The 23,066-nt window shown below is 46.3% G+C and carries 22 protein-coding genes; 18 read left to right on the top strand and 4 right to left on the bottom strand.

Going from position 1 to position 23,066, the window contains the following annotated elements; all coding sequences use genetic code 11:
- Positions 1-52 precede the first annotated feature (52 nt).
- Together INR79_RS17435 and INR79_RS17430 are read left to right on the top strand one after the other, a co-directional pair.
- Positions 53-478 carry a hypothetical protein gene (locus INR79_RS17435; protein WP_262415359.1) on the top strand — a complete coding sequence of 142 codons (426 nt, stop codon included), beginning with the start codon at positions 53-55 and terminating at the stop codon, positions 476-478.
- A gap of 1 nt (position 479) precedes the next feature.
- Positions 480-1,865 carry a VWA domain-containing protein gene (locus INR79_RS17430; RefSeq protein ID WP_223095300.1) on the top strand — a complete coding sequence of 462 codons (1,386 nt, stop codon included), beginning with the start codon at positions 480-482 and terminating at the stop codon, positions 1,863-1,865.
- A gap of 674 nt (positions 1,866-2,539) precedes the next feature.
- Here the strand turns inward: INR79_RS17430 and INR79_RS17425 are convergent.
- Positions 2,540-3,427 carry a LysR family transcriptional regulator gene (locus INR79_RS17425; RefSeq protein WP_223095298.1) on the bottom strand — a complete coding sequence of 296 codons (888 nt, stop codon included), beginning with the start codon at positions 3,425-3,427 and terminating at the stop codon, positions 2,540-2,542.
- Positions 3,428-3,623: 196 nt separating this feature from the next.
- Here INR79_RS17425 and INR79_RS17420 point away from each other — a divergent pair, with 196 nt between their 5' ends.
- Positions 3,624-3,977: a DUF413 domain-containing protein gene (locus INR79_RS17420; RefSeq protein WP_004404924.1), complete on the top strand. Its 354-nt coding sequence runs from the start codon at positions 3,624-3,626 to the stop codon at positions 3,975-3,977.
- A 53-nt stretch (positions 3,978-4,030) separates the two neighbouring features.
- On the opposite strand, the gene INR79_RS17415 is transcribed toward INR79_RS17420, so the two are convergent.
- On the bottom strand, positions 4,031-4,915 hold the full coding sequence (locus INR79_RS17415; protein ID WP_223095296.1) for a DMT family transporter: 885 nt from the start codon (positions 4,913-4,915) through the stop codon (positions 4,031-4,033).
- 423 nt (positions 4,916-5,338) lie between these two features.
- Here INR79_RS17415 and rmuC point away from each other — a divergent pair, with 423 nt between their 5' ends.
- The 7 genes from rmuC to tatC are packed head-to-tail and all read left to right on the top strand — an operon-like array spanning position 5,339 to position 11,368.
- Entirely contained in the window at positions 5,339-6,841 is a 1,503-nt protein-coding gene (rmuC, locus tag INR79_RS17410) for a DNA recombination protein RmuC (protein ID WP_223095293.1), read from the top strand.
- Positions 6,842-6,883: 42 nt separating this feature from the next.
- Positions 6,884-7,666 (top strand): bifunctional demethylmenaquinone methyltransferase/2-methoxy-6-polyprenyl-1,4-benzoquinol methylase UbiE, encoded by a 783-nt coding sequence (gene ubiE / locus INR79_RS17405; protein ID WP_004404927.1) that lies wholly within the window; start codon positions 6,884-6,886, stop codon positions 7,664-7,666.
- 7 nt (positions 7,667-7,673) lie between these two features.
- Positions 7,674-8,279, top strand: a complete 606-nt coding sequence (locus tag INR79_RS17400; RefSeq protein WP_022591525.1) for an SCP2 domain-containing protein — start codon at positions 7,674-7,676, stop codon at positions 8,277-8,279.
- The gene (ubiB, locus tag INR79_RS17395) at positions 8,276-9,910 is read left to right on the top strand and encodes a ubiquinone biosynthesis regulatory protein kinase UbiB (RefSeq protein WP_223095291.1); all 1,635 of its coding nucleotides are present in this window, start codon (positions 8,276-8,278) and stop codon (positions 9,908-9,910) included. The genes INR79_RS17400 and ubiB overlap by 4 nt, the downstream gene beginning before the upstream one ends.
- A gap of 58 nt (positions 9,911-9,968) precedes the next feature.
- Positions 9,969-10,220: a Sec-independent protein translocase subunit TatA gene (tatA, locus tag INR79_RS17390; protein WP_004404930.1), complete on the top strand. Its 252-nt coding sequence runs from the start codon at positions 9,969-9,971 to the stop codon at positions 10,218-10,220.
- A 3-nt stretch (positions 10,221-10,223) separates the two neighbouring features.
- Positions 10,224-10,562, top strand: coding sequence for a Sec-independent protein translocase protein TatB (gene tatB, locus INR79_RS17385; RefSeq protein WP_004404932.1), 339 nt, complete (start codon positions 10,224-10,226; stop codon positions 10,560-10,562).
- 53 nt (positions 10,563-10,615) lie between these two features.
- Positions 10,616-11,368: a twin-arginine translocase subunit TatC gene (gene tatC / locus INR79_RS17380; RefSeq protein ID WP_022591523.1), complete on the top strand. Its 753-nt coding sequence runs from the start codon at positions 10,616-10,618 to the stop codon at positions 11,366-11,368.
- A 61-nt stretch (positions 11,369-11,429) separates the two neighbouring features.
- On the opposite strand, the gene INR79_RS17375 is transcribed toward tatC, so the two are convergent.
- Entirely contained in the window at positions 11,430-12,194 is a 765-nt protein-coding gene (locus INR79_RS17375; RefSeq protein ID WP_223095289.1) for a TatD family hydrolase, read from the bottom strand.
- A 185-nt stretch (positions 12,195-12,379) separates the two neighbouring features.
- Here INR79_RS17375 and hemB point away from each other — a divergent pair, with 185 nt between their 5' ends.
- From hemB to polA, 3 genes are all read left to right on the top strand, one after another.
- The gene (gene hemB / locus INR79_RS17370) at positions 12,380-13,420 is read left to right on the top strand and encodes a porphobilinogen synthase (RefSeq protein ID WP_223095287.1); all 1,041 of its coding nucleotides are present in this window, start codon (positions 12,380-12,382) and stop codon (positions 13,418-13,420) included.
- 73 nt (positions 13,421-13,493) lie between these two features.
- Positions 13,494-13,922 (top strand): GNAT family N-acetyltransferase, encoded by a 429-nt coding sequence (locus tag INR79_RS17365; protein ID WP_223095285.1) that lies wholly within the window; start codon positions 13,494-13,496, stop codon positions 13,920-13,922.
- 671 nt (positions 13,923-14,593) lie between these two features.
- Positions 14,594-17,383 (top strand): DNA polymerase I, encoded by a 2,790-nt coding sequence (polA, locus tag INR79_RS17360; RefSeq protein WP_223095283.1) that lies wholly within the window; start codon positions 14,594-14,596, stop codon positions 17,381-17,383.
- 752 nt (positions 17,384-18,135) lie between these two features.
- Here polA and yihA read toward each other — a convergent pair.
- Positions 18,136-18,789, bottom strand: coding sequence for a ribosome biogenesis GTP-binding protein YihA/YsxC (gene yihA, locus INR79_RS17355; RefSeq protein ID WP_004404958.1), 654 nt, complete (start codon positions 18,787-18,789; stop codon positions 18,136-18,138).
- A 150-nt stretch (positions 18,790-18,939) separates the two neighbouring features.
- Here yihA and INR79_RS17350 point away from each other — a divergent pair, with 150 nt between their 5' ends.
- From INR79_RS17350 to hemN, 5 genes are all read left to right on the top strand, one after another.
- Entirely contained in the window at positions 18,940-19,557 is a 618-nt protein-coding gene (locus INR79_RS17350) for a c-type cytochrome (protein WP_004404960.1), read from the top strand.
- Positions 19,558-19,772: 215 nt separating this feature from the next.
- Positions 19,773-20,432 (top strand): class I SAM-dependent methyltransferase, encoded by a 660-nt coding sequence (locus INR79_RS17345; RefSeq protein ID WP_004404962.1) that lies wholly within the window; start codon positions 19,773-19,775, stop codon positions 20,430-20,432.
- Positions 20,410-20,955, top strand: a complete 546-nt coding sequence (gene yihI / locus INR79_RS17340) for a Der GTPase-activating protein YihI (protein WP_004404963.1) — start codon at positions 20,410-20,412, stop codon at positions 20,953-20,955. The genes INR79_RS17345 and yihI overlap by 23 nt, the downstream gene beginning before the upstream one ends.
- 11 nt (positions 20,956-20,966) lie before the next feature.
- Positions 20,967-21,461 carry a DUF2489 domain-containing protein gene (locus INR79_RS17335; RefSeq protein ID WP_223095281.1) on the top strand — a complete coding sequence of 165 codons (495 nt, stop codon included), beginning with the start codon at positions 20,967-20,969 and terminating at the stop codon, positions 21,459-21,461.
- Positions 21,462-21,654: 193 nt separating this feature from the next.
- Positions 21,655-23,028: an oxygen-independent coproporphyrinogen III oxidase gene (hemN, locus tag INR79_RS17330; protein ID WP_223095279.1), complete on the top strand. Its 1,374-nt coding sequence runs from the start codon at positions 21,655-21,657 to the stop codon at positions 23,026-23,028.
- Positions 23,029-23,066: the final 38 nt, after the last annotated feature.

Below are 23,066 nucleotides of genomic sequence, written 5' to 3'. Positions count from 1 at the left end.
TCAGTCTGGTCTCCCTTCCCGAGTCAAAGGAAGCATAAGTCTAGAGATGGCCATGATTGCTCCTATGTTACTGACCATCATACTGGCCTCGTCGGAGCTACTCACCATCATGCGTGTTGAACAGAGACTCATCAACTTAAACTACAACATACTGACACTGGTCGGAAGTCAGAGAACTCTAACAAGAGATAACAATATCGCTCAGCTGCCTTATTTCCGTGACTTTGCAGAAACCCAATTAGAATTTATAGCCAAAGGACGAGCTGGCTTATCCATTGCAACTTATAACGCCGCAACCGATGAAACCACCGTCATTTTACTTGATGGTCGCTGCCCATTGACCAAGCGTTGGCCGGATTTTGCATTAGGAAGTCTGGTCGAAGTCACCCTATGTTTTGACCCTGAAGAGACCAATCCAATTTGGGACCTGTGGCCAAAAGGTCGTTTTTCCTCACATATGATCCGAGAGGTCAACTAAGATGGGTACCTCTCAAAGACAAAAACAGCGGGGCGTTATCTCCGTATCAACTGCTCTGTTTCTGTCCGGCATGCTCACATTTTTAAGTTTCGTTCTGGTGGTCATTATTTCAAGCATCACCGACAGCCGACTTTCTATGCTGGCCGACTCCATCTTGTATTCAGCTTCAGACAGTGATACTTCCGCTCTGGATGCCCAGCAGCTTTTGGAAGCGAACATAGAGTCAGATACTTCTGGATTAAAAAATCCTACGGCGTCACTGCATAAACAGGAAAGTGATGCCTCGGTTAGGGTAAAAGGGACGGTGGACCTGGATCAACTGGTGCTCACGGACCAACTTCAAACTGGCGATTTAGATATAAAACATCACGCAGAATCGCAACTTCATCAATTGACCCTAGAAATTGCCGTTATGTTGGATGTGTCCGGCTCCATGATGGGCAAGCCTATGGAGCAAGCTTTAAAAGGCTTACGAGATTTTGCTGATATTCTCTATGCACAAGAGAGACGTAACTTAAGTAAAACCGTTAGCATTGTTCCAGCGACTGGCTATGTCAATATTGGTCTTAGACCTCAGTTTTTTAAGCCTAGCGCCATCAAGATTCCCAGAGGTCTTAAGCCTTTATTTAAGGAAATGCGCTGGAGGGATCTGCTGAGCGATAAGATACCAGATCGCTGGCGTGGAGCCATGTGTACCCAACTCGCGGAAGTTCAGGAAGGTTTATCTAACGCCAGCGCCATGACGCCAGCTTGGATTAGAAACTTAGAGCGTGGCCCACAACATCAGGATCTCAGGTTTGTTCTGCAAACCACTCCATGGGGAGTACCAGAGTTTCAAGACGGTACGCCACTATTAGAGTTTCTTCCAAAGGACAATAACGATCCCTACCGTCCTAACTGGAAACACTTACTGGGTCTGTTTGACAATGCCGACTGTGGTGTCAGTAAGGTTCTCCCTTATTTATCCAACCATAACGAACTCGTCACAGGGCTCAAAACTCTGTACTCAGAGATGAGCACCAATAACGCTGAAGGAATTGTTTGGGCTTGGCGTTTACTCTCTCCAGAATGGAGAGGAAAGTGGGACAGGAAAAAAACCGAGCTGCCTAGAGATTATGGTGTGCCTAACAATAAAAAAGTGATGATCTTATTTACCGATGGCGATCACTTAACCGACCCTAAAATGCGTGACCGAAAGCAGGTTTCCCTATGTCGAGAGATGAAAAAGAAAGGGATTGAGATCATCGCCATTGACTTCAATAATCGCTCTGAATCCATGAAGTCGTGCGCCAGTCCGGGTCGGTACTTCCCTGCCAACAACCGAACCATAAGAACGGTGCTTCAACAGGTAGCCACCACGCTTAACAAGATTGAACTGGTGAAATAAACCACGCAGCCTCTTAATTTACTAAGGGGCTGACTTTATTATTCCTGCCCGGTACAACCTTTCATTCCGGAAAGGGCTCATCAATAGATGAGCCCTTTTGTCATTAAACTGTCCATTGTGTTCTGAACGAGCAAAGAACATCGATTCATGTTCCGCATCCCAAGCCACTGCATCTCTTCAATCTCGGATGAAGGATGAGGCTCCGAATAGTAATCCGCGAAATAACAATGACAAGTCACAAAGGTTTCAAATGCCTTACATGGATCTTCTGGAATGAAGGTGATGCTCAGATTTCTTTAGTTTTGTATGCATATATAAGAGCAATAATGTACGTCCCATAGCTGAATGCTAATCCTACTGGGTCTTTTATGAATACCCATGTGAGTGAGAACGCTGTAACCATGACTGCTCTAGAAAGCCATCTTTGCGCAGGAGATGGGATGTTTTTTTCTCTCGCTCCGTCATTGTTTTACATTCCTAGAGTTCGATGTGGCTTTAATATTTCCTTTTTATTTCAAATGGAAAGGACATTTGAATGCCTTAAGAAGGTATAAGAAATCGAGCTAAAATGTCGCTCTAATATTGTGAAATGCATCTAAAAGCACAATTCAGCATTGATTTTGACGAAACAGAAACGGCGCTCTGATGGCGCCGTTTTCGTTAATTCAATTAAGCTAAACCGATGCTTCCCCTGCTTGCTGCAAACTGAATGCAGTCAGCGGGTCGATATCTTTCACCATGGCTTCGATGCGTTGAACGGCTTCTATAGCGGAGGTGTCTTTGCGATAGCTGAGATAAATTGGTCTGTACCAAGGTTCTATGTCTTTGATCTGAAAGAGTTGACCGGATGTAATAAAAGGCTCGACGATGGACGCGGGCAAGTACGCAGCGCCCCCTTTGTCCAGAATAAAGTCCAGTGCGATACGCGCTGTAGAAGTTCTTAGTAGAGGTGGCGCCAGCTTACGATGGCGATCTGCATGTTCAGAAGCGAATCGCGTTCCCCAGTCCACGTAAACATAACGGTTGTTCAATGCGCCATGTGCATCGGTCTGCTCTGTTGACACCATCAGCAGCACTAAATCCGCCACTTTTTTGCAGGCCAGTTCATCCGACTTTAACGGGTCGAAGGCAAATGCCATGTCTAGTGTCTTTTCAACTAACCGGCGGTTTAATGATTCTCGTGCTAGTGCTTCGGCCTGAAATGCGTATCCACTGAAAGTATCGGCAATCACGCTCAGGCAGTTTTGTAGGTAGGCATCCCAAATGTTCGGTGTGCCTGCCAGCGTCAACTGAATGGATTTATCTTCTGCCAGTGACAGTTCGGTTTTCGCCTGTTGCAGGGTGTTGACCATGATCTCAGCGTAAGAAATCAGCTTTTCACCGGAGTTGGTGAGCTTGATGCTGTTACGATCCCGAATGAATAAGCTGGTATCAAAGTAGCTTTCTAGCTGCTTAATGCGTGCGCTGACAGCGGCTTGTGTGATGTAGAGGTTCTCTGCTGCTCTGCCAAAATGGCGAACACGAGCAACTTCAAGAAAGGTGCGGAATACTTTTACGTCCATAATGGGTCCACAAAGTTCTCATAACCTATTGAATGAGGTTTTTCGGCTATATGCATAATCAGGTATTTAGAATGCACTAACCAATAACAATTTTTTGTTTTAACGATAAAAAAATTTTGTTTTTCTTTTGTCAGTTTAGATCCTAATTTTCACCTCAGGCGATATCTTTATACCTGTATCAATATCTGAGGCAACTATGTCAGACATCGAAGTTCGTGTTGGGCAAAAACGTTTTTTTGATAACAAGAAATTTCCGCGTGGATTCGGTAAATCCGGAGATTTCACTCTCGTGGAAGCGGATCTTCTTACGACTTACGGCGAAACACTGAATTCGCTACAGCATGGTGAGCTTGAACCGGAAAACAGTGAAGAAAAACATTTTCTTAAGGTGCTGGAAAACCCGGGCAAAGCAAAGACTAAACTTGAGAAAGTGTGGCTAAAATATCACAAAATTGCTTATGGTCGTCGCACATTTCACACGCTGCATACGATGAGTAAGCAGAGTGAAGATGAAGAGTCTGATGATGTGGTAACTATCGACGACGAATGATTCAGTCAACAACGGCACCTTTTCGGTGCCGTTTTGAGAAATGTCAGAAGGCGCTATGACTTGCGTTTGATTTGCTGAATCAGTAAGCCCACCACAATCATGACCAAACCGACAAAGGTGGACGGGTGGATCTCTTCGCCGATAATTGTTGCAAGCAGCATCAGCGAGATAAATGGTGACGTGAAAATCAGGTTGCTGATTCTCGCGGTATTGCTGGTGAGTTTCATGGCGCTGAGCCAGAGTACAAACGTCACGCCCATCTCGAACAGTCCAACGTAGGTGACTGCTGCCCATCCTTTCCACGAAATCTGTGCCCAACTGGCTCCTTCGTACACACAAATCAACGCAGCAAATGGCAGTGCGACCAAAAAGCCGAGTAACACACCCAACACGGGATCGGCTTTGTTTTTGGTGTTCAGAATCCAATAACCCGCCCACAATAGGGTGGACAGCAGTGCCAGCCCAACGCCGACAGGGTTTTCGAACTCCAATGCCAATACATTGCCTTTGGTGGCTATCACCACCACACCCGCATACCCAAACAGACAGGCAATCCAGTCTTGTTTTCGGATTTTCTGCCCTAAAAACAGAGCCGCCATCAGGGTAAGGGTAATCGCCCAACTGTAATTCAGAGGCTGAGCCTGAGAGGCAGGCAATAAGTCATACGCTTTAAAAAGAATCAGATAATAGAACAGCGGGTTAATCAGACCGAGTGCCAGATAAAACCAAGGATTAGCGGCAAAGGTGTCCTTCAACTGATCGAGTTTTCCCTGCACACCACAAATCACAAAGAGCGCCATCGCCGATACCAGGCTGGCTATGGTCAGCATCTGAATAGGGGTAAATTCCGCTAGTGTCAGCTTAAATGCGGTGGCAACCGTCGACCAAAGTAAGACAGCACTGATTCCGTACAGCAAAGCTTGACGCTCATTCTTCATCTCGCGCATTTCCTTAGAGTAGGGTCTGTTGACCTTTCACGGTTAAATTTTGTTCGAGTTCTATGTGGTTTAATCGCGGCGCAAGGTCTTTAGCCTAGTCATTCTAAGCAAATACCTTGCAACAAAGAGTAAAGCACATAGGCCGGGGACGCCTAGTTGAACCCTTTGGGCAGCATTTGTGGCTCCTTTCTACTGCGTTACCGCTTATTGATGTAGAGAGCTACATCGAATAAGCGCTGCCTTGTATAAAGAACCCACAAATGGCTGCAAAAATCATCTCGAAAGGTCAACAGACCCTAATGTACCACTGAGAGTGTTGACCGGACGAATCACTATATACTGGCGAATTCAGGCTGCAAAACTGGACATTTATCCAGTGCCTGAATACTATCATTTTGAGAGTCAAAAACTTAGGCGAACATTATGCAGTGGATAGTCGAGAATCAGCCGCTTTTATTAGCCGCGCTCGGTGGGGTGTGCTCCGGCGCACTGGTTGTAGGTTGGTGGATAAAGCAGAAAATGCAGCTGGAACTTCAACAACAAATTCAAGCGCTTGAAACCGAGAGACAGCTTCATGAAAAAACAGCGGAGCAGCTCAACGAAGCTCAGAAAGATTTGGATGAACTGGACAACGCTCGGGATCAAGCCGCCTTCGAGCTGAAACAGACCCACGGTAAGATGCTGGTGGCGATGGAAAAGCTTCGTCACATGGACGCACTTCGTCAGGAAAAAGCAGAACTGACCAGCCAAACAGAAGGGTTACGCGCAGAACTGGCAGAATCACAAGCCAGCCTCCGGGAACAGGAAGCCCGTCACCAACAAGCACAGCAAGCCAGCGAAGAGAAACTCGCCCTGCTGGAAAATGCAGAAGCCCGCCTAAAGCAACAATTTGAGCACCTTGCTAACCAATTGTTTGAAAACAAAACCGCCAAAGTGGATCAGCAGAACCGTCAGAGTTTAGAAGGGTTACTCAACCCACTGAAAGATCAAATTGAAGGGTTTAAAAAGCAGGTCACCGACAGTTTCAGCTTTGAAGCCAAAGAACGTCATACTCTGGTGCATGAGCTGAAAAACTTACAAAAACTCAATGAGCAAATGTCCCGTGAAGCGTTGAATCTGACGCAGGCGCTCAAAGGCGACAACAAACAGCAGGGTAACTGGGGCGAAGTGGTTCTGGCTCGCGTGTTGGCGGAATCGGGTTTACGTGAAGGGCACGAATACCAAACTCAGGTGAGTCTGCAAGATGAAGCAGGAAAGCGTTATCAACCCGATGTGATTGTTCACTTACCTCACGATAAACAAGTGGTGGTGGATTCCAAAATGGCATTGGTGGCGTATGAGCGCTATTTCCACGCAGACACCGATGCAGAGCGCGATGTGGCGTTAAGTGACCACTTACTTGCTTTGCGAAATCACATCAAAGGGTTGAGCCAGAAGGATTACCACAAACTCAAAGGCATTCAGAGCTTAGATTATGTTCTGATGTTTATTCCCGTCGAACCGGCATTCCAAGTGGCCATTCAGGCAGACCCGAGCTTGGTCAAAGATGCGATGAAGCACAACATCATTCTTGTCAGCCCGACAACGTTGCTGGTGGCACTGCGCACCATAGATAATCTGTGGCGAAATGAGCGTCAGAATCAAAATGCGCAAATCATTGCCGAGCGAGCGTCTAAGCTGTACGACAAGCTCAGACTGTTCTTAACCGATATGGAAAACCTGGGCGGTGCACTCGATAAAGCCAACCAGAATTTCCAGGGGGCAATGAACAAACTGGTGACGGGGCGGGGCAACGTCGTCAGGCAAGCGGAGAGTTTTAAAGATCTTGGGGTCGAAGTAAAACGTAGTATTCCAGACAGCCTGCTGGAAATTGCTCAAAATGACACTTTAGTGGAAAGACAACCGCTTGAGGATAAAGTAGACTAGGCGCTCGCAATGCCACAAGGGATTGTTTACGAGGAAAAATTGATGACAGATACAAACGTGCAAGATACCCCAATCTCAAATGCTGATGACACGACTCATTTTGGTTTCCAGACCGTAGCCAAAGAGCAAAAAGCCGAGAAAGTTGCTGAAGTCTTCCACTCGGTGGCAGCTAAATACGACATCATGAACGATCTGATGTCTGGTGGTATCCATCGCTTGTGGAAACGCTTCACAATTGATTGCAGCGGCGCACGTCCTGGGCAACGCATCCTCGACCTTGGTGGTGGTACGGGCGATCTGACCGCGAAATTCTCTCGCATTGTCGGTGAGAAAGGTCATGTTATTCTGGCTGACATCAACAATTCCATGCTCAATGTAGGTCGCGATAAGCTTCGTGATAAAGGCATTGTTGGTAACGTGAATTACGTTCAGGCGAACGCCGAAGAACTGCCTTTCCCAGATAACCACTTCGATTGCATTACCATCAGTTTCTGCCTTCGTAACGTGACCGATAAAGACAAAGCGTTGCGCTCCATGTACCGCGTGCTTAAGCCGGGTGGTCGCTTACTGGTACTGGAGTTTTCTAAACCCGTTCTTGAGCCTCTTTCCAAAGTGTACGACGCGTATTCGTTCCATCTTCTGCCAAAAATGGGTGAGTGGATTGCTAACGACGGCGACAGCTACCGTTACCTAGCGGAGTCCATTCGTATGCACCCAGATCAGGAAACTCTGGAAGGAATGATGAAAGAAGCGGGCTTCGAGCAAACGAAATACTACAACCTAACCGGTGGTATTGTTGCGTTGCACCGCGGATACAAATTCTGAGGTCATTATGCCATTTGAGCCATTGGTTACCGCTGTTGTCGAGACCACTCTGAACACCCTGATTCAGGATGACCCAGCGCTGGTGAAACGCATGTCCCGTTTAAAAGGACAGACGATTCAGGTGCACATTAAAGAAATCGACAAGACGTTAACTTTTGTATTCAGCCAGCAAATTGACGTGCTGGCGAGCTACGAAGGTCAACCGGATTGTTATTTGTCCCTGAGTTTGAGTGTTCTTCCAGAACTGCGTGAGCAAGCCAACATCACTCAGTTGATTAAGCAAGACAAGCTGGTGCTGGAAGGGGATATCCAACTGGCGCAGAAATTCTCACAGCTACTGACCGATGCCAAACCAGATATTGAAGAGTGGTTATCCCGTCTTACCGGAGATGTGGTGGCACACACTCTGGTTTCCGGTGCCAAGCAAAGTGTCGACTGGGTGAAAAAGAACGCCGAGAAGAAACAAAACCATATCGCACAAGTCTTGACTGAAGAATGGCGCATTGCTCCAGCACCGCTGGAAATCGCACATTTTTGCGATCAGGTGGATGATATTGCCAGTGCCGTGGCAAGAGCCGAATCTCGCTTAAAAACGTTGCTGGAGAAAGCATGACACCAGCAGAACTTCGTCGTTTGTACCGGATTATCAAAGTCCAGCTCGAATACGGGCTGGACGAGCTCCTTCCAGAACATCAGTTAACCCGCATTCCTCGCCTTGCTAGAAAAAGCCTGTTTTGGCTGAGAAATAAACACAAAGACAAAGAGTTAGGGCATCGAATTCGACTCGCATTGCAAGAGCTTGGTCCTGTGTGGATCAAGTTCGGGCAGATGATGTCGACCAGACGAGACTTGTTTCCGCCACACATCGCCGATCAGCTCGCTTTGTTGCAAGATCAGGTTGCCTCTTTTGACGGGCAGCTAGCCAAAGAACAGATGGAAAAAGCGCTTGGTGGCAGTCTGGATAACTGGTTTACCGATTTCGACATCACACCGCTGGCTTCCGCGTCTATTGCGCAGGTGCATACCGCTAAGCTCAAAGAGTCTGGTCGTGAAGTGGTACTGAAAATCATCCGCCCAGACATCAAGCCTGTTATCGATGCCGATTTAAAGCTGATGTATCGCATGGCAAAAATCGTTGCCAAAGTCTTGCCTGAAGCGCGTCGTCTTAAGCCGGTTGAAGTGGTTCGCGAGTATGAAAAAACACTGCTTGATGAACTGGATTTGCGCCGTGAAGCGGCAAACGCCATCCAGCTAAGACGCAATTTTGAAAGCAGCAAAGAGCTGTATGTGCCAGAAGTGATCTCGGATTTAAGCAGTGAAACACTGATGGTATCTGAAAGAATTTACGGCATTCAGGTGTCTGATATAGAAGGACTGCACGCCAACGGGACCAATATGAGCCTGTTGGCCGAGCGAGCGGTTAGCGTTTTCTTTACTCAGGTATTCCGCGACAGCTTCTTCCATGCTGACATGCATCCGGGCAACGTCTTTGTAAAACCAGAACACCCAGACGACCCCATGTGGATCGGCTTGGATTGTGGCATTGTCGGTACATTGAACAGTGAAGATAAGCGTTATCTGGCCGAAAACCTGCTGGCGTTTTTTAATCGCGATTACCGAAAAGTCGCCGAATTGCACGTCGACTCAGGCTGGGTACCGCATGACACTAACGTTCAGGAGTTTGAGTTTGCGATTCGCATGGTGTGTGAGCCAATCTTCGCCAAACCACTAGGCGAAATTTCATTTGGTCATGTGCTTTTGAATCTGTTTAACACGGCGCGACGCTTTAATATGGAAGTACAGCCACAATTGGTACTTCTGCAGAAAACGCTCCTTTATGTCGAAGGGCTGGGGCGTCAGTTATACCCACAGCTCGACTTGTGGAAAACCGCCAAACCATTCCTGGAAACCTGGATGGCAAATCAGGTGGGACCGCAGGCTGTGATCAATGCAGTGAAAGATAAAGCGCCATTTTGGGCAGAAAAGCTGCCAGAATTGCCAGAGCTGTTGTACGATAGCCTTAAACAAGGTAAGGCTTTAGACCAACGTATGGAAAAGCTTTATCAAGGTTATTGTCAATCCAAGCGCCAGCAAGGAACCGGACGGTTTTTATTTGGCATTGGAGCAACCTTAATTGTGTGCGGTGCCATTTTATTGGACAGTCGATACGAGCCAGTCGCAATTGGCAGCGGTATCGCAGGCATCACATTTTGGTTGTTTAGTTGGCGTACATACCGCAAATAGACGGTAGACTTTCATTAAAAGATTACATTATTTCAAAATAACCCGAGGGTAGAAGCAAATGGGTGGTATTAGCATCTGGCAACTATTGATTATTGCCGTTATCGTGATTTTGCTGTTTGGAACGAAAAAGCTTCGCAACATTGGCGGCGACTTAGGCAGCGCAGTGAAAGGCTTTAAAAAAGCCATGAGCGACGAAGAAAAAGCCGCAGCGGATAAAAAAGACGCCGACTTTGAGCCACAAAACATTGAGCAAAAGACATCGTCAGAAGAAGCAACTTCTGACTCGTCTAAAAACAAAGAGCAGGCGTAACACGTGTTTGATATCGGTTTTTGGGAACTGGTATTGATCTCTGTCGTCGGGCTGGTGGTTTTAGGTCCCGAGCGCTTGCCTGTTGCCATTCGTAGCGTTTCCCGCTTTATCGGCGCGGCGAAAAGCATGGCAAATAATGTCAAAGATGAATTGTCGCACGAGCTAAAAGTGCAAGAGCTGCAAGACAACCTGCGTAAAGCTGAAAAAATGGGGATGGAAGATCTCTCTCCCGATTTGAAAGCATCTGTTGATGAACTCAAACAGGCAGCGCAAGATGTTCAGCGGCCTTATGCAAACAAGGACGATGCCAAAGCATCCTCTGATAAAAAAGCCGATGAGTAACGTGAAGAGCTGCTTCAGGCAGCTCTTTTTTGATCCCGTTGTTGAGGTTCGATATGTCTTCTGTTGAGCAAACGCAACCATTGATCAGCCATTTAATTGAATTGCGTAACCGACTGCTGAAAGCCATAGTTTCAGTGATTGTCGTGTTTATTGGCTTGGTCTGGTTTGCCAACGATATCTATGAATTTATTTCAGCTCCATTAATAGAAAGGTTGCCTGAAGGGGCGACCATGATCGCGACCGATGTGGCGTCACCTTTCTTTACGCCTTTGAAACTGACCTTAGTTGCTTCGATATTTGTCGCGGTGCCGCTGATTCTCTATCAGATTTGGGCATTTGTTGCGCCCGGGCTCTACAAACATGAGCGCAGGCTCATCATGCCACTGCTGTTTTCCAGCTCCATCCTGTTCTACTGCGGTGTGGCGTTTGCTTATTTCGTGGTATTCCCGCTGGTGTTTGGTTTCTTTACTGCGATATCACTGGGTGGCGTGGAGTTTGCGACTGACATCGCCAGCTATTTGGATTTTGTACTGGCCTTGTTCATGGCATTTGGTATCGCTTTTGAAGTGCCTGTTGCCATCATCTTATTATGCTGGACAGGTGCAACTGATGCCAAAAGCCTGAGTCAAAAACGACCATACATTATTGTCGGGGCGTTTGTGGTCGGGATGATGCTGACCCCGCCAGACATGATTTCGCAAACCTTATTGGCAATACCCATGTGTTTGCTGTTTGAAGTGGGCTTGTTCTTCGCAAGATTCTACGTTCGCAGGGAGCCTCAGGAAATCGGGCAACCGGAAGACTAAAAGTAATAGATTAACTAAAAACGGCACCTTGATAGGTGCCGTTTTTTAATGCGTTATTTTCTTAAGAAAGCTTAAAGAGCTTTAACGCGTTGTCGGTTGTCAGTTGGTCGACTTGTTCCAGTGTCATCTCTCTCAGATCCGCCACACGTTGCCCAACCAAGTGCGTGTAAGCGGGTTCATTGCGCTTGCCTCGGTGTGGCACTGGGGCAAGGTAAGGGCAGTCTGTTTCTAAAATGACGTAATTAAGATCCAGGTGTGGAATGACTTTGTCCATTCCCCCATTTTTGAATGTCGATACTCCACCTAAGCCAAGGTGGAAACCAAGATCGTTGATGGCTTTGGCTTCGTCGATGCTGCCCCCAAAGCAGTGAAAGACACCGGTTAGGCTGCCATCTTGCTCTTTTCTCAGCAGTTCCATTGTTTCCTGAATTGAATCACGAGTATGGATTACTACGGGCAAATCCAGTTCCTTCGCCCAGTTCAATTGAGTGACAAAGGCTTTTTCTTGCTCAGCTTTGTAGGTTTTGTCCCAGTAGAGATCAATGCCGATTTCCCCTACCGCGATAAATTCGTGTTTGTCGAACCAAGCTCGGATCGTACTCAGTGTGCTATCGGCATCCGCTTTCACGTAGCAAGGGTGAAGCCCCATCATAGGTCTGCAAATATCGGGAAACTGTTCCTGAGTGTTCAGCATAGGTTCGATAGAGTCCAAATCGATATTTGGCATAAATATCTGGCGGATGTTTTGTTCTAAAGCACGCGCTATAACGGCTTCTCTGTCTTCGTCGAATTCTGCGGCGTAAATGTGTGCGTGAGTATCTATCATTAATCTAGGGTCAGTCTGATTCAATTCTCGCCACAGTATACTCAAGTCGCTGGCTTTTAGGATAGTCAATTAAGTGGCTGAACCAGTTTTCAAAACCATGAGTTCTGGAGCATTTTTGAGGTAGTTTGGGTATCCCGTAAAGTGATATAGTTTCTGCCAGAATTTTTCCAGACAAGGAGAAGAGCGTGTCTGTTTCAATCCAAGGTCAATTTCCTGGTCGCCGAATGCGACGTATGCGCAAACATGACTTCAGCCGCCGACTGATGGCGGAAAATCAAGTCACGGTAAACGACTTGATTTACCCAATGTTCATCCTGATGGGCAAAAACCGTCGAGAGCCAGTGGAATCCATGCCGGGCATCGAACGTTTGTCTATCGACCTGATGCTGGAAGAGGCGGAATACCTGTCGAAATTAGGGGTGCCCGCTATCGCGTTATTCCCGGTAGTAACGCAAGACGCGAAAAGCCTTTGTGCCACAGAAGCTTATAACCCGGATGGTCTGGTGCAACGCGCGGTTAAGCTTTTGAAAGAACACATCCCGAACATCGGTGTGATTACGGATGTGGCGCTGGATCCATTCACAACGCACGGGCAAGACGGCATCATCGATGATGACGGCTACGTGATGAATGACGAAACTACCGAAGTCTTGATCAAGCAAGCTTTGTCTCACGCAGAGGCGGGCGCTGATGTGGTTGCACCGTCTGACATGATGGATGGTCGAATCGGTGCGATTCGCGATGCACTTGAAGAAGCGGGTCATGTTCATACCCAAATCATGGCTTACTCGGCGAAATATGCTTCTCACTATTACGGTCCTTTCCGTGATGCGGTCGGTTCTGCTTCTAACCTGAAAGGTGGGGATAAGAAGAACTACCAGATGGACCCAGCCAATACCGATGAAGCCTTGCAAGAAGTCGCAATGGACATCAACGAAGGCGCGGATATGGTGATGGTGAAACCCGGTATGCCATACCTTGATGTGGTGCGTCGTGTGAAAAGCGAATTGCAGGTGCCGACTTTTGCTTATCAAGTCTCAGGTGAGTATGCGATGCACAAAGCCGCGATTCAGAACGGCTGGCTAAAGGAGCGAGAAACTGTGCTTGAATCCCTGTTGTGCTTTAAACGTGCGGGCGCGGATGGGATTTTGACCTACTTTGCTAAAGACGTAGCCGAGTGGTTAGCTGAGGAAGGGGCAAAAGCCAAAGAAAGCATTCAGCCTTAAGAGTAAATCACTCGCATATTGTTTTTGAATAAGCTGAACCTATTGGTTCAGCTTTTTTGTTTGAGGAATATACATGCAGATCAGAATTGGAACCCTTGAAGAGTGTGTCGAAGTGGCTAATGCCATTCCCGAGTTTGTAGAGAAAGAAACCGTAGAAAATCTAAGAAATAGGTTGGATGGAAAAACGCATTTGATCTTAGTGGCTGTAAAAGAGGGTCAGTTGCTTGGGTTTAAAATCGGGTATGAATTGACCGAAAAAACGTTTTACAGCTGGTTTGGCGGTGTGACACCAGCAGGAAGAAAAAGTGGTATTGCCCAGCTTTTAATGGATGAACAGGAGGACTGGGTGGCTAAAAACGGCTATCAACAGGTAAAAGTGAAGTCTCGTAATGCCTTCCCGGCGATGCTTAGATTGCTACTAAGAAATGGCTATCTCATTGATATGTATGAAAAATATTCCAATAATCTGGATTCTAGAATTCACTTTTTAAAGGACCTATAAAAAATAAATGAGAAAATTTCTCATTTAGGTGTTGACGTGTAAATGAGAATCATTATTATTGGGGTCGTCTTAGGGAATGAGGAACAGTTCAAAAGGAATTGATTTCAGTTTCAAGCGAACTTGCACTGATTCTTGAATGACACGACATTGCTCACATTGCTTCCAGTGTAATTTAGCTTTACGGCAAAGTGATATTTTTCATCATTTTGGCCACTTATGCTAGGCGACATCATTCGATGTCGCTTTCTTTTATCTGAAATTCACAGATTAACCACATTTCTCGAAATTTCTACACTTTCTGTTGATTAAATCATCAAATTTTTTCTTTGATTTTTTTAGATTCTTTATCTGCTCCCAAATTATTTTCCACAAGGCATGATCATTATAAGATCCATGATCTGAGGATCTTTTTTGTGATAACTTATTGTTATTAAACAAGTAAAATGAAAAAAGACTCTATTTTTAGCTCTGTTAGTCAGCTGTTGATAACTTTTACCAACAGAGTTATCCACAAGCGGTTGCAAGTTTTGTTGCGCAACGAAACTACGGAGGCTAGGAATGTTGAGAAAATGCGCTCCAGCTTAAATTTGGTATAGCGAACATGGCATCCCCAAGCGAGTCGTGGCATTCTAAGCCCATTATTTTTTGCACTGTATTTTGGACAGCAGACTATGGCAACCATACCTGACAACCCTTTGATTCTCATCGATGGCTCTTCTTATCTTTACCGGGCATTTCATGCATACCCCGGCACCATGAGCAATGGCGATATCCCAACCAATGCGGTTTATGGCGTGGTGAACATGCTGCGCAGCATGATGCGTCAGTTCAGCTCTGAACGAATCGCGGTTGTTTTTGATGCAAAAGGCAAAACCTTCCGTGATGATATGTACCCAGAGTACAAAGCCAACCGCCCTCCAATGCCTGACGACCTGCGTTGCCAGATTGAGCCTTTGTACGAGGTAATCAAAGCCATGGGGCTTCCACTTATCTGTGTACCGGGCGTTGAAGCGGACGATGTCATTGGTACGCTTGCCGCTCAGGCTTCAAAAGCGGGTATGCCAGTGCTGATCAGTACCGGTGATAAAGACATGGCTCAGTTAGTGGATGAAAATGTCACTCTGATCAACACCATGACCAACGTCGTTATGGATAGAGAAGGCGTTGTGGACAAGTTTGGTATCCCACCAGAGCTGATCATCGACTACCTTGCGCTTATGGGTGACAAAGTGGATAACATTCCAGGTGTACCTGGAGTGGGCGATAAAACCGCGACCGCGCTGCTTCAAGGTGTGGGTGGTTTAGATAAGCTTTATGGCAATCTCGACGACATTGCACCACTTGGTTTCCGTGGTTCGAAAACCATGGCGAAGAAGCTGGTTGATAACAAAGACAATGCTTATCTTTCTTACGAGCTGGCAACCATCAAGTTAGATGTAGAATTGGACGTCACAGCGGAAGGTCTGAAAAAAGAAACCCCAAATAAAGACGAACTAATCAAGCTTTACGGTCAACTGGTGTTTAAATCTTGGCTGAATGAGTTGCTAGAGGGCGGCACTGGTGAAGTTGAAGCTATCGGATCTGCGAGTTCTAATGCGGCATCCGGCACTACCGCAGCAGAAGTGGACACCAGTGCAGTAAAAGTCGATCGCAGCCAATACGACACCGTTCTCACCAAAGAAAGCTTTAATGACTGGTTGGAAAAGCTGAAGGCATCGGACTTATTTGCGTTTGATACCGAAACGGACAGCCTAGACTACATGGTCGCAAACCTTGTCGGCCTGTCTTTTGCGACCGAAGAAGGTGTCGCGGCTTATGTACCTGTCGCGCATGACTATCTGGATGCGCCAGAACAACTGGACAGAGATTGGGTGCTGGAGCAACTCAAACCGATTCTGGAAGACGCGAATCAAGCTAAAGTCGGGCAGAATCTTAAGTACGATGCCAGCATTCTTGCGCGTTATGACATTGAACTGCGTGGCATTAAGCACGACACCATGCTGGCTTCCTATGTTTTCAATAGCGTAGGCGGCAAGCACGATATGGACAGTTTGGCGCTGCGATTCCTTCAGCACAGCTGCATGTCCTTCGAATCAATCGCAGGTAAAGGCAAAAACCAGCTCACCTTCAATCAAATTGATCTGGCGGAAGCGTCACCATATGCCGCAGAAGATGCCGATGTCACACTGCGTTTGCATAACCGTATTTACGCTAATATCGAGCAGGACGAAAAACTTAGCCACATCTATAACGATGTGGAAGTACCTCTGGTTCCCGTACTTTCTCGTATTGAACGCACTGGTGTCATCATTGATGACATGTTGCTGGGTGCGCAATCTCAAGAAATTGCAGCACGTCTCGACGAGCTTGAACAAAAAGCGTATGACATTGCAGAACAAGAGTTCAACCTGAGTTCTCCTAAACAACTTCAAGCCATTTTGTTTGAAAAGATGGGATTGCCAGTACTGAAGAAAACGCCATCGGGTGCACCTTCAACCAATGAAGAAGTATTGCAGGATCTCGCATTGGACTACCCATTACCCAAGGTGATTCTGGAATACCGCGGACTGGCAAAACTAAAATCGACTTACACCGATAAGCTGCCGAAGATGATTAACCCGACTACAGGTCGTGTGCATACGTCTTATCATCAGGCAGTTACTGCAACAGGTCGCTTATCGTCCACTGATCCAAATCTACAGAACATTCCAATTCGTAATAACGAAGGTCGTCGTATTCGTCAGGCATTTGTTGCGCCGCATGGCTGGAAGATTCTGGCAGTCGATTACTCTCAAATCGAGCTTCGTATTATGGCGCACCTGTCTGGTGATAAAGCCTTATTAGACGCGTTCAGCCAAGGCAAGGACATTCACTCAGCGACTGCGGCGGAAGTTATGGGTGTGAATATTGAAGATGTGACCACTGAACAACGCCGCCGTGCGAAAGCGGTTAACTTCGGTTTGATCTACGGTATGAGTGCGTTTGGTTTAGCGAAGCAGTTAGGTATTCCTCGTGGCGAAGCTCAGGGTTACATGGACAAATACTTCGAGCGCTACCCAGGTGTGATGCAGTATATGGAAGACACACGCAGCACAGCGTCTGAGCAAGGTTATGTAGAGACCATATTTGGTCGTCGACTGCACCTTCCAGAGATCAAGTCGCGAAATGGGATGCGTCGTAAGGCGGCTGAACGTGCGGCAATCAATGCGCCTATGCAGGGCACAGCGGCTGACATCATTAAGAAAGCTATGCTGCTGGTCGATGAGTGGATTCAGGCAGAAGGCGAGGGCAAAGTGAAACTGCTGATGCAGGTGCACGATGAACTGGTTTTTGAAGTTGAGGAGTCAGTCCTTTCCGAAGTTGAAAGTAAAGTACAAAAACTGATGGAATCTGCCGCAGAGCTAAATGTGCCTTTGGTTGCCGAAGCCGGGCATGGCGACAACTGGGATCAAGCCCACTAGCCACTTTTTGCTCTAATCACGCAAATAACTATGAGCCAGCGCACATGCTGGCTTTTTTTTGATCTAAATAAAGTCGTGTAAAATAAAGTGTTAATGTAGTTTTACAAAAAGTTAATGAAAAAAAACTACAAAAATTGTTTTCATTTCTGAGTAAATGTTGTACATTATCTCTCGTAGGGTACAGAGGTAAGATGTTCTATCTTTCAGACCTTTTGTTTCACGTTATTGGATTAGGCTGATTCAGCCGCCCCAGTCAGTTTTTGACTGGGGCGTTTTTTATTGTAATAAAAACAACATATTGGCTAAATAATCTTCATTTCTTGCTTCATTTATTTCTTCTGTCTGTTCTTTCTCTTCTTTTCATTACGCGAATCAATGCATTCTGCCGCAGCCAGACAAGTGATAGATCTGGTAATAAATCCTCAAATCTTAGCCTGTTCAGTGCCTGACTTTAGAATTTATTCTGGAGAGCGTTGTAGTAAAAAACCGTGTTATCAATAAGATATTTTTTATCAAAAAAGAAGATTGGTTGAGAATCGCGCGTGGAAGGTATAAAACAGTAGGTTTATGCAAATAAGCCCTGATGCGAAAAGGTGTCTGGAGGCAAGGTTTTGAAAAAAAGTAGAGAAATATCTTGAGTTTTTGTAGGAGATGATGAATGCTTTTTAACCATAATAATAATACCTCCTATTTCTCTCCCGTTGCCCCACCAAAAAGGTGGGGACTTTTGTCTCTGAGGGTATAGAAAAACCTTATTCTTCAGGCACTTCTCCATTGTCTTCTTCCAGCACTTCTTCAATAAGTGCTGGGGCAAACCACTCATCAAGACGCGAGCGTAACTGGTCTACGCCAATGCCTTTAAGGGATGAAAATGCGTCGACTTTAACATCGCCACCAAACGCCAATGCAGCTTCTCGAATTTTCAGCAATGTGGACTTTCGTGCCCCACTTTTTAGCTTATCGGCTTTAGTCAGTAGCACCTGCACCGGAATTCCTGAGTCTACCGCCCAGTAAATAAGCTGTTGATCCAAATCTTTCATGGGATGGCGAATATCCATTAACACCACAAGCCCTTTCAGAGACTCGCGTCGTTGCAGGTACTCACCCAGTGATTTCTGCCATTTTTGCTTCATCTCTAACGGGACTTGAGCAAATCCGTACCCAGGAAGATCAACTATGTGGCAATTGTCGTACACTTTAAAAAGGTTAATTAATTGCGTACGACCTGGAGTTTTACTGGTTTTTGCTAAACTTTTCTGGTTAGTCAGTCGATTTAAGGCACTGGACTTACCGGCGTTAGAGCGACCAGCAAACGCAACTTCTATTCCCACATCCTCTGGCATGTGACGTATGTCAGGGGCGCTGGTAATAAAATGTGTGTTCTGATAATGAATTTTTGCGCTCACTGTTAACTCCATCTCGTCTTTGTGTAGTCGATTGATTACTTTTTTGTGAATTTGTGTAAAATACCCTTGCTCGGCATAAGGTCGTTTAGGCGAACAAATAGCCAACCACTTCATGTGGTACTGGAAGCTTGATAATTATAATGGAATGTCATGAAAAAATTAGTGCTAATCTTGAGTTTATTAGCCAGCTGCTCTGTATGGGCCCAAGGTAGTATTGAAGCTGGTAAAGCAAAATCTGTCACTTGTTCTGCCTGTCATGGCGCAGACGGTAACAGTTTAATTCCGATTAATCCAAACTTGGCGGGTCAGCATGCCAAATATCTTGAGAAGCAGTTGAAAGATCTCAAGCTTGGCGGGCAGACTGGCGGTAAGCAAGGTCGTTATGATCCTGCAATGAGTGCCATGGCGGTGCCGCTGTCTGATGAAGACATTGCCGACTTATCTGCTTACTTTTCTTCCCTCCCTATCGCAGAAAGTTCGACACCTGAAGACGTCGTTGACCGTGGTCGCGTACTTTACGCAGCCGGTGACTTAGAGCGTGGCATCACGGCGTGTATCGCCTGTCATGGCCCTAGAGGTAACGGTACTGAGCTCTCCGGGTTTCCTAAAATCTCCGGGCAGCACGCTGACTACATCAAAGGACAGCTGGTTAAATTCCGCTCTGGCGATCGCAATAACGATATGAATGCCATGATGCGTGATATCTCCAAAAAGCTGACCGACGACGACATTGAAATTTTGTCTAAGTATGTGGGTGGCTTGCACTAACTAACGAGCAATGCATTTGAAAAGAAAAGCGGCGGACTCCCTGCCGCTTTTTTGTATACCCAAATAACCTTAGAGTTCGCCTTTCTGGGGGTACTCTGGGTTATTCACCAAGGGGATTGGCGCTTTTTGTCGCGAATAAGCAGAAAGTGCTCAATAAAACTCCACTCTAACCTCACTTTCTGGTATGTTTCGCATCCCTAACTGAGGAACCCAATATGCACGCTTGTCCGCTCTGCGAATCAACGCAGACTAAAGACTACTTTGAAGACCGTCGTCGACGTTATCATCAATGCCTGCAGTGTGAATTGGTGTTTGTGGACCCTGCCCAACGGCTGACCGCTGAAGAAGAAAAGTCGATGTATGACTGGCATGAAAACGATCCGGCTGATGAAGGCTATCGACGATTTTTAAGCCGAATGTCTACGCCAATTCTGGAAAGAGTCGCCCCTGAGTCCAGCGGTCTGGATTTTGGTTGTGGACCCGGTCCAACACTATCCCTCATGTTAGAAGAGCACGGGCATACCGTCTCCCTATACGATATCTATTACTACCCTGATAAAAGGGTACTTGAGAACACGTATGATTTTGTGACTGCCACCGAAGTGATTGAACATTTGTATCAACCCGATACCGTGTGGCAGCAATGGTTGAGTTTAGTCAAACCAGGTGGATGGCTGGGGGTGATGACCAAAATGGTGATTAACCTTGAAGCCTTCGCCGGATGGCACTATAAAAATGATCTTACTCATGTGATCTTTTTTAGTCGGGCTACGTTTCAATATTTAGCGCGACGGGACGGACTCCAACTCGAATTTATTGGCAATGATGTAATTTTACTGAGGAAACCCAGTAATGAGTCGTACAAAGAAATCTAGAAAACCGGGTGCTTCTGGTGCACCGGAAATAATCGTTACCCGTAACCGCAGCGAATCGGATGTAGAAGGTCGTCTGCGCAAAAAGCATAAAAAGCGCAAAGGTCTGAAATCGGGCAGCCGCCATTCTGAAGGTACGCAGGCGAACAGCGCCGGCAATAGCCAGAAGCGCGACCCGCGTTTAGGCAGCAAGAAGAAAATTCCTCTGATCATCGAGCCTGTGAAAAAGCCGACCAAGCAAGAGCGTCGCCTTTCAGCAGAGCAAGAATTGGAGATGCTGGAAAATGACGCGCAATTGATGGTGCTTCTTGATCGTATTGATGCGGGCGAAAGTTTAGGTAAAGGCTTGCAGCAATACGTAGATGAGAAACTGGATCGCATCGAAGTACTGATGAACCAACTGGGTCTGATGGAGCCTGAAGGTGAAGAGCAGGACGAGCAAGTTGATGAACCAGCTAAAGCGAAAACCGACGACGATCTGCTTTCGCAGTTCGAAGATATGGATTTAGATAACCTGAAAGGATAAGCGAGAAAGTTATGTCAGTAACCGTATTAGCTGTCATCGGCGCACTTATTATCGTAGGGCTGGCGTCGTACGCAGGCTATCTTTTACTGCAACTTAAAAAGCAGAAGGAATTGCAGGCGAAGCATCAGGCGCTGGCGATTGAAAAACGCAATTCGAATATTTTCGAAAACGTGGACACTCTATGTGCCGCGGCGATTCAGGGTCAGTGCGACCTGGCAGAAATCAGCATTCGTGTGTATTGCATTCTGGACTACGTACAGGGCGAAGATCGCATCGACGTAGACACAGAGTACCCAGCCACAGCAGAGCTATACCACGTTGTGAAAGACATGGCTCGTGGTGAAGACAGACAAAATCTGCCTAAGAAAGAGCGTATGCAGCAAACGCTGGAGCGTCAGAAAGCAGAAGCACGTTTGACTGACGACATCATCGAAGAGCTCAAATCGCTTCGAGAAAAGATCAAACCTCTGAACAATCAGATCAACATCAATATGGTCGCATCTTAATTCGCCTATCATCTAGTTAGTCTTTTCGACATCAAGATCATCCCGGATCCATAATCTGGGATGACTTTTAGGTGCGAGTGATCTCACTAGCACTTCTGAACATTTCTATTATTAAATCCATCAGGGTATGCCATCACAGACAGAGTGATATGGCAAAATATGCCCCTAAGCACTAACTGGAAGCACAACAAAAATGTCTAGTGAGCAAATTGTTTGGGATCAAGCTGTATTAGATAAATACAATTACTCAGGGCCGAGATACACCTCTTATCCAACCGCGTTGGAGTTTCACGAAGCGTATACGATTGCTGAGTTTGATATGGCTTGCGCGCAATACCCAGAGCGCCCGCTGTCGCTGTACGTGCACATTCCTTTTTGTCACAAGCTTTGCTACTACTGCGGCTGCAACAAAGTCATTACCCGTCACCAGCACAAGGCCGATGATTACCTTGATATTCTGGAGCACGAAATTCGCCAGAGAGCGTCTTTGCTTCAGCAGCGTCGTGTCACTCAATTGCACTTTGGTGGAGGGACGCCCACCTTTCTCAGCAAACCTCAAATTTCTCGTTTAATGGCGTTGTTACGCCAGGAATTTCGCTTTGAAAACGATGCCGAAATCAGCATCGAAGTGGATCCGCGTGAGATTGAGATGGATATGCTGGATCACCTGAGAGGCGAAGGTTTTAACCGCTTGAGTATCGGTGTTCAGGACTTTGACAAAGACGTTCAGAAACTGGTGAATCGTGAGCAGGACGAGCAGTTCATTATCGATATGGTCGAACGCGCCAAAGAGCTGGGTTTTCGTTCTACCAATCTGGATCTGATTTATGGTTTGCCAAAGCAGACTCAGGAAACGTTCGCCAAAACGTTAAAACAGGTTCTGAAAATGCAGCCGGGCCGTTTGTCGGTGTTTAACTACGCCCACATGCCACAGCTTTTCGCCGCTCAGCGTAAAATCAAAGATGCCGATTTACCTGAATCAACGGAGAAAATGGCAATTTTGCAGCAAACCATCGCGACCTTAACCGGCGCTGGTTACCAGTTTATTGGTATGGATCACTTCGCACAGCCAGACGATGAACTGGCGGTTGCTCAGCGCAATGGCGTGTTGCACCGTAATTTCCAGGGTTACACCACGCAAGGTGAATGTGATTTGGTTGGTTTTGGGGTTTCTGCGATTTCCATGATTGGTGATAGCTACGCTCAAAACCAAAAAGAGCTGAAGAAGTACTACGCTCAGGTGAATGAAATGCGTCATGCGTTGTGGAAAGGCGTCTCACTGGATGCGGACGACTTGCTTCGCCGTGAAGTTATCAAACAGCTGATTTGTAATTTCAAACTGGACAAGCGCTTTATCGAAAGCGAATTCAATGTGAACTTTACGCAGTATTTCAAAGAAGACATGGAACTGCTGCAAACGTTCATCAATGATGAGTTAGTGGAAGTGGATGACAATGAAATCCGTGTAACACTGCGTGGCCGATTATTGATTCGAAACATCTGCATGTGTTTCGACAAGTACCTGAGAGATAAAGCGCGACAACAGCAATTCTCGCGAGTGATATAAAAAAGGGGCTTCACGCCCCTTTTTTTTATCTGAACCTA

Source organism: Vibrio sp. SCSIO 43132, assembly GCF_019904195.1.
In the GTDB taxonomy this organism is placed as follows: Bacteria; Pseudomonadota; Gammaproteobacteria; order Enterobacterales; family Vibrionaceae; genus Vibrio; species Vibrio nigripulchritudo.
The sequence above is the reverse complement of the archived record's forward strand: the minus strand, read 5'-3'. Positions and strand labels throughout refer to the sequence as shown.

Excerpts from the sequence above, each read along its gene's own strand:
- INR79_RS17365 (WP_223095285.1), top strand. The coding sequence starts at position 13,494 with ATGCAGATCAGAATTGGAACCCTTGAAGAGTGTGTCGAAGTGGCTAAT.
- INR79_RS17345 (WP_004404962.1), top strand. The coding sequence starts at position 19,773 with ATGCACGCTTGTCCGCTCTGCGAATCAACGCAGACTAAAGACTACTTT.
- hemN (WP_223095279.1), top strand. The coding sequence starts at position 21,655 with ATGTCTAGTGAGCAAATTGTTTGGGATCAAGCTGTATTAGATAAATAC.
- yihI (WP_004404963.1), top strand. The coding sequence starts at position 20,410 with ATGAGTCGTACAAAGAAATCTAGAAAACCGGGTGCTTCTGGTGCACCG.
- INR79_RS17415 (WP_223095296.1), bottom strand. The coding sequence starts at position 4,915 with ATGAAGAATGAGCGTCAAGCTTTGCTGTACGGAATCAGTGCTGTCTTA.
- INR79_RS17430 (WP_223095300.1), top strand. The coding sequence starts at position 480 with ATGGGTACCTCTCAAAGACAAAAACAGCGGGGCGTTATCTCCGTATCA.
- tatA (WP_004404930.1), top strand. The coding sequence starts at position 9,969 with ATGGGTGGTATTAGCATCTGGCAACTATTGATTATTGCCGTTATCGTG.
- INR79_RS17435 (WP_262415359.1), top strand. The coding sequence starts at position 53 with ATGATTGCTCCTATGTTACTGACCATCATACTGGCCTCGTCGGAGCTA.
- INR79_RS17420 (WP_004404924.1), top strand. The coding sequence starts at position 3,624 with ATGTCAGACATCGAAGTTCGTGTTGGGCAAAAACGTTTTTTTGATAAC.
- rmuC (WP_223095293.1), top strand. The coding sequence starts at position 5,339 with ATGCAGTGGATAGTCGAGAATCAGCCGCTTTTATTAGCCGCGCTCGGT.
- INR79_RS17350 (WP_004404960.1), top strand. The coding sequence starts at position 18,940 with ATGAAAAAATTAGTGCTAATCTTGAGTTTATTAGCCAGCTGCTCTGTA.
- tatC (WP_022591523.1), top strand. The coding sequence starts at position 10,616 with ATGTCTTCTGTTGAGCAAACGCAACCATTGATCAGCCATTTAATTGAA.
- polA (WP_223095283.1), top strand. The coding sequence starts at position 14,594 with ATGGCAACCATACCTGACAACCCTTTGATTCTCATCGATGGCTCTTCT.
- INR79_RS17375 (WP_223095289.1), bottom strand. The coding sequence starts at position 12,194 with ATGATAGATACTCACGCACACATTTACGCCGCAGAATTCGACGAAGAC.
- INR79_RS17425 (WP_223095298.1), bottom strand. The coding sequence starts at position 3,427 with ATGGACGTAAAAGTATTCCGCACCTTTCTTGAAGTTGCTCGTGTTCGC.
- ubiE (WP_004404927.1), top strand. The coding sequence starts at position 6,884 with ATGACAGATACAAACGTGCAAGATACCCCAATCTCAAATGCTGATGAC.
- ubiB (WP_223095291.1), top strand. The coding sequence starts at position 8,276 with ATGACACCAGCAGAACTTCGTCGTTTGTACCGGATTATCAAAGTCCAG.
- INR79_RS17400 (WP_022591525.1), top strand. The coding sequence starts at position 7,674 with ATGCCATTTGAGCCATTGGTTACCGCTGTTGTCGAGACCACTCTGAAC.
- INR79_RS17335 (WP_223095281.1), top strand. The coding sequence starts at position 20,967 with ATGTCAGTAACCGTATTAGCTGTCATCGGCGCACTTATTATCGTAGGG.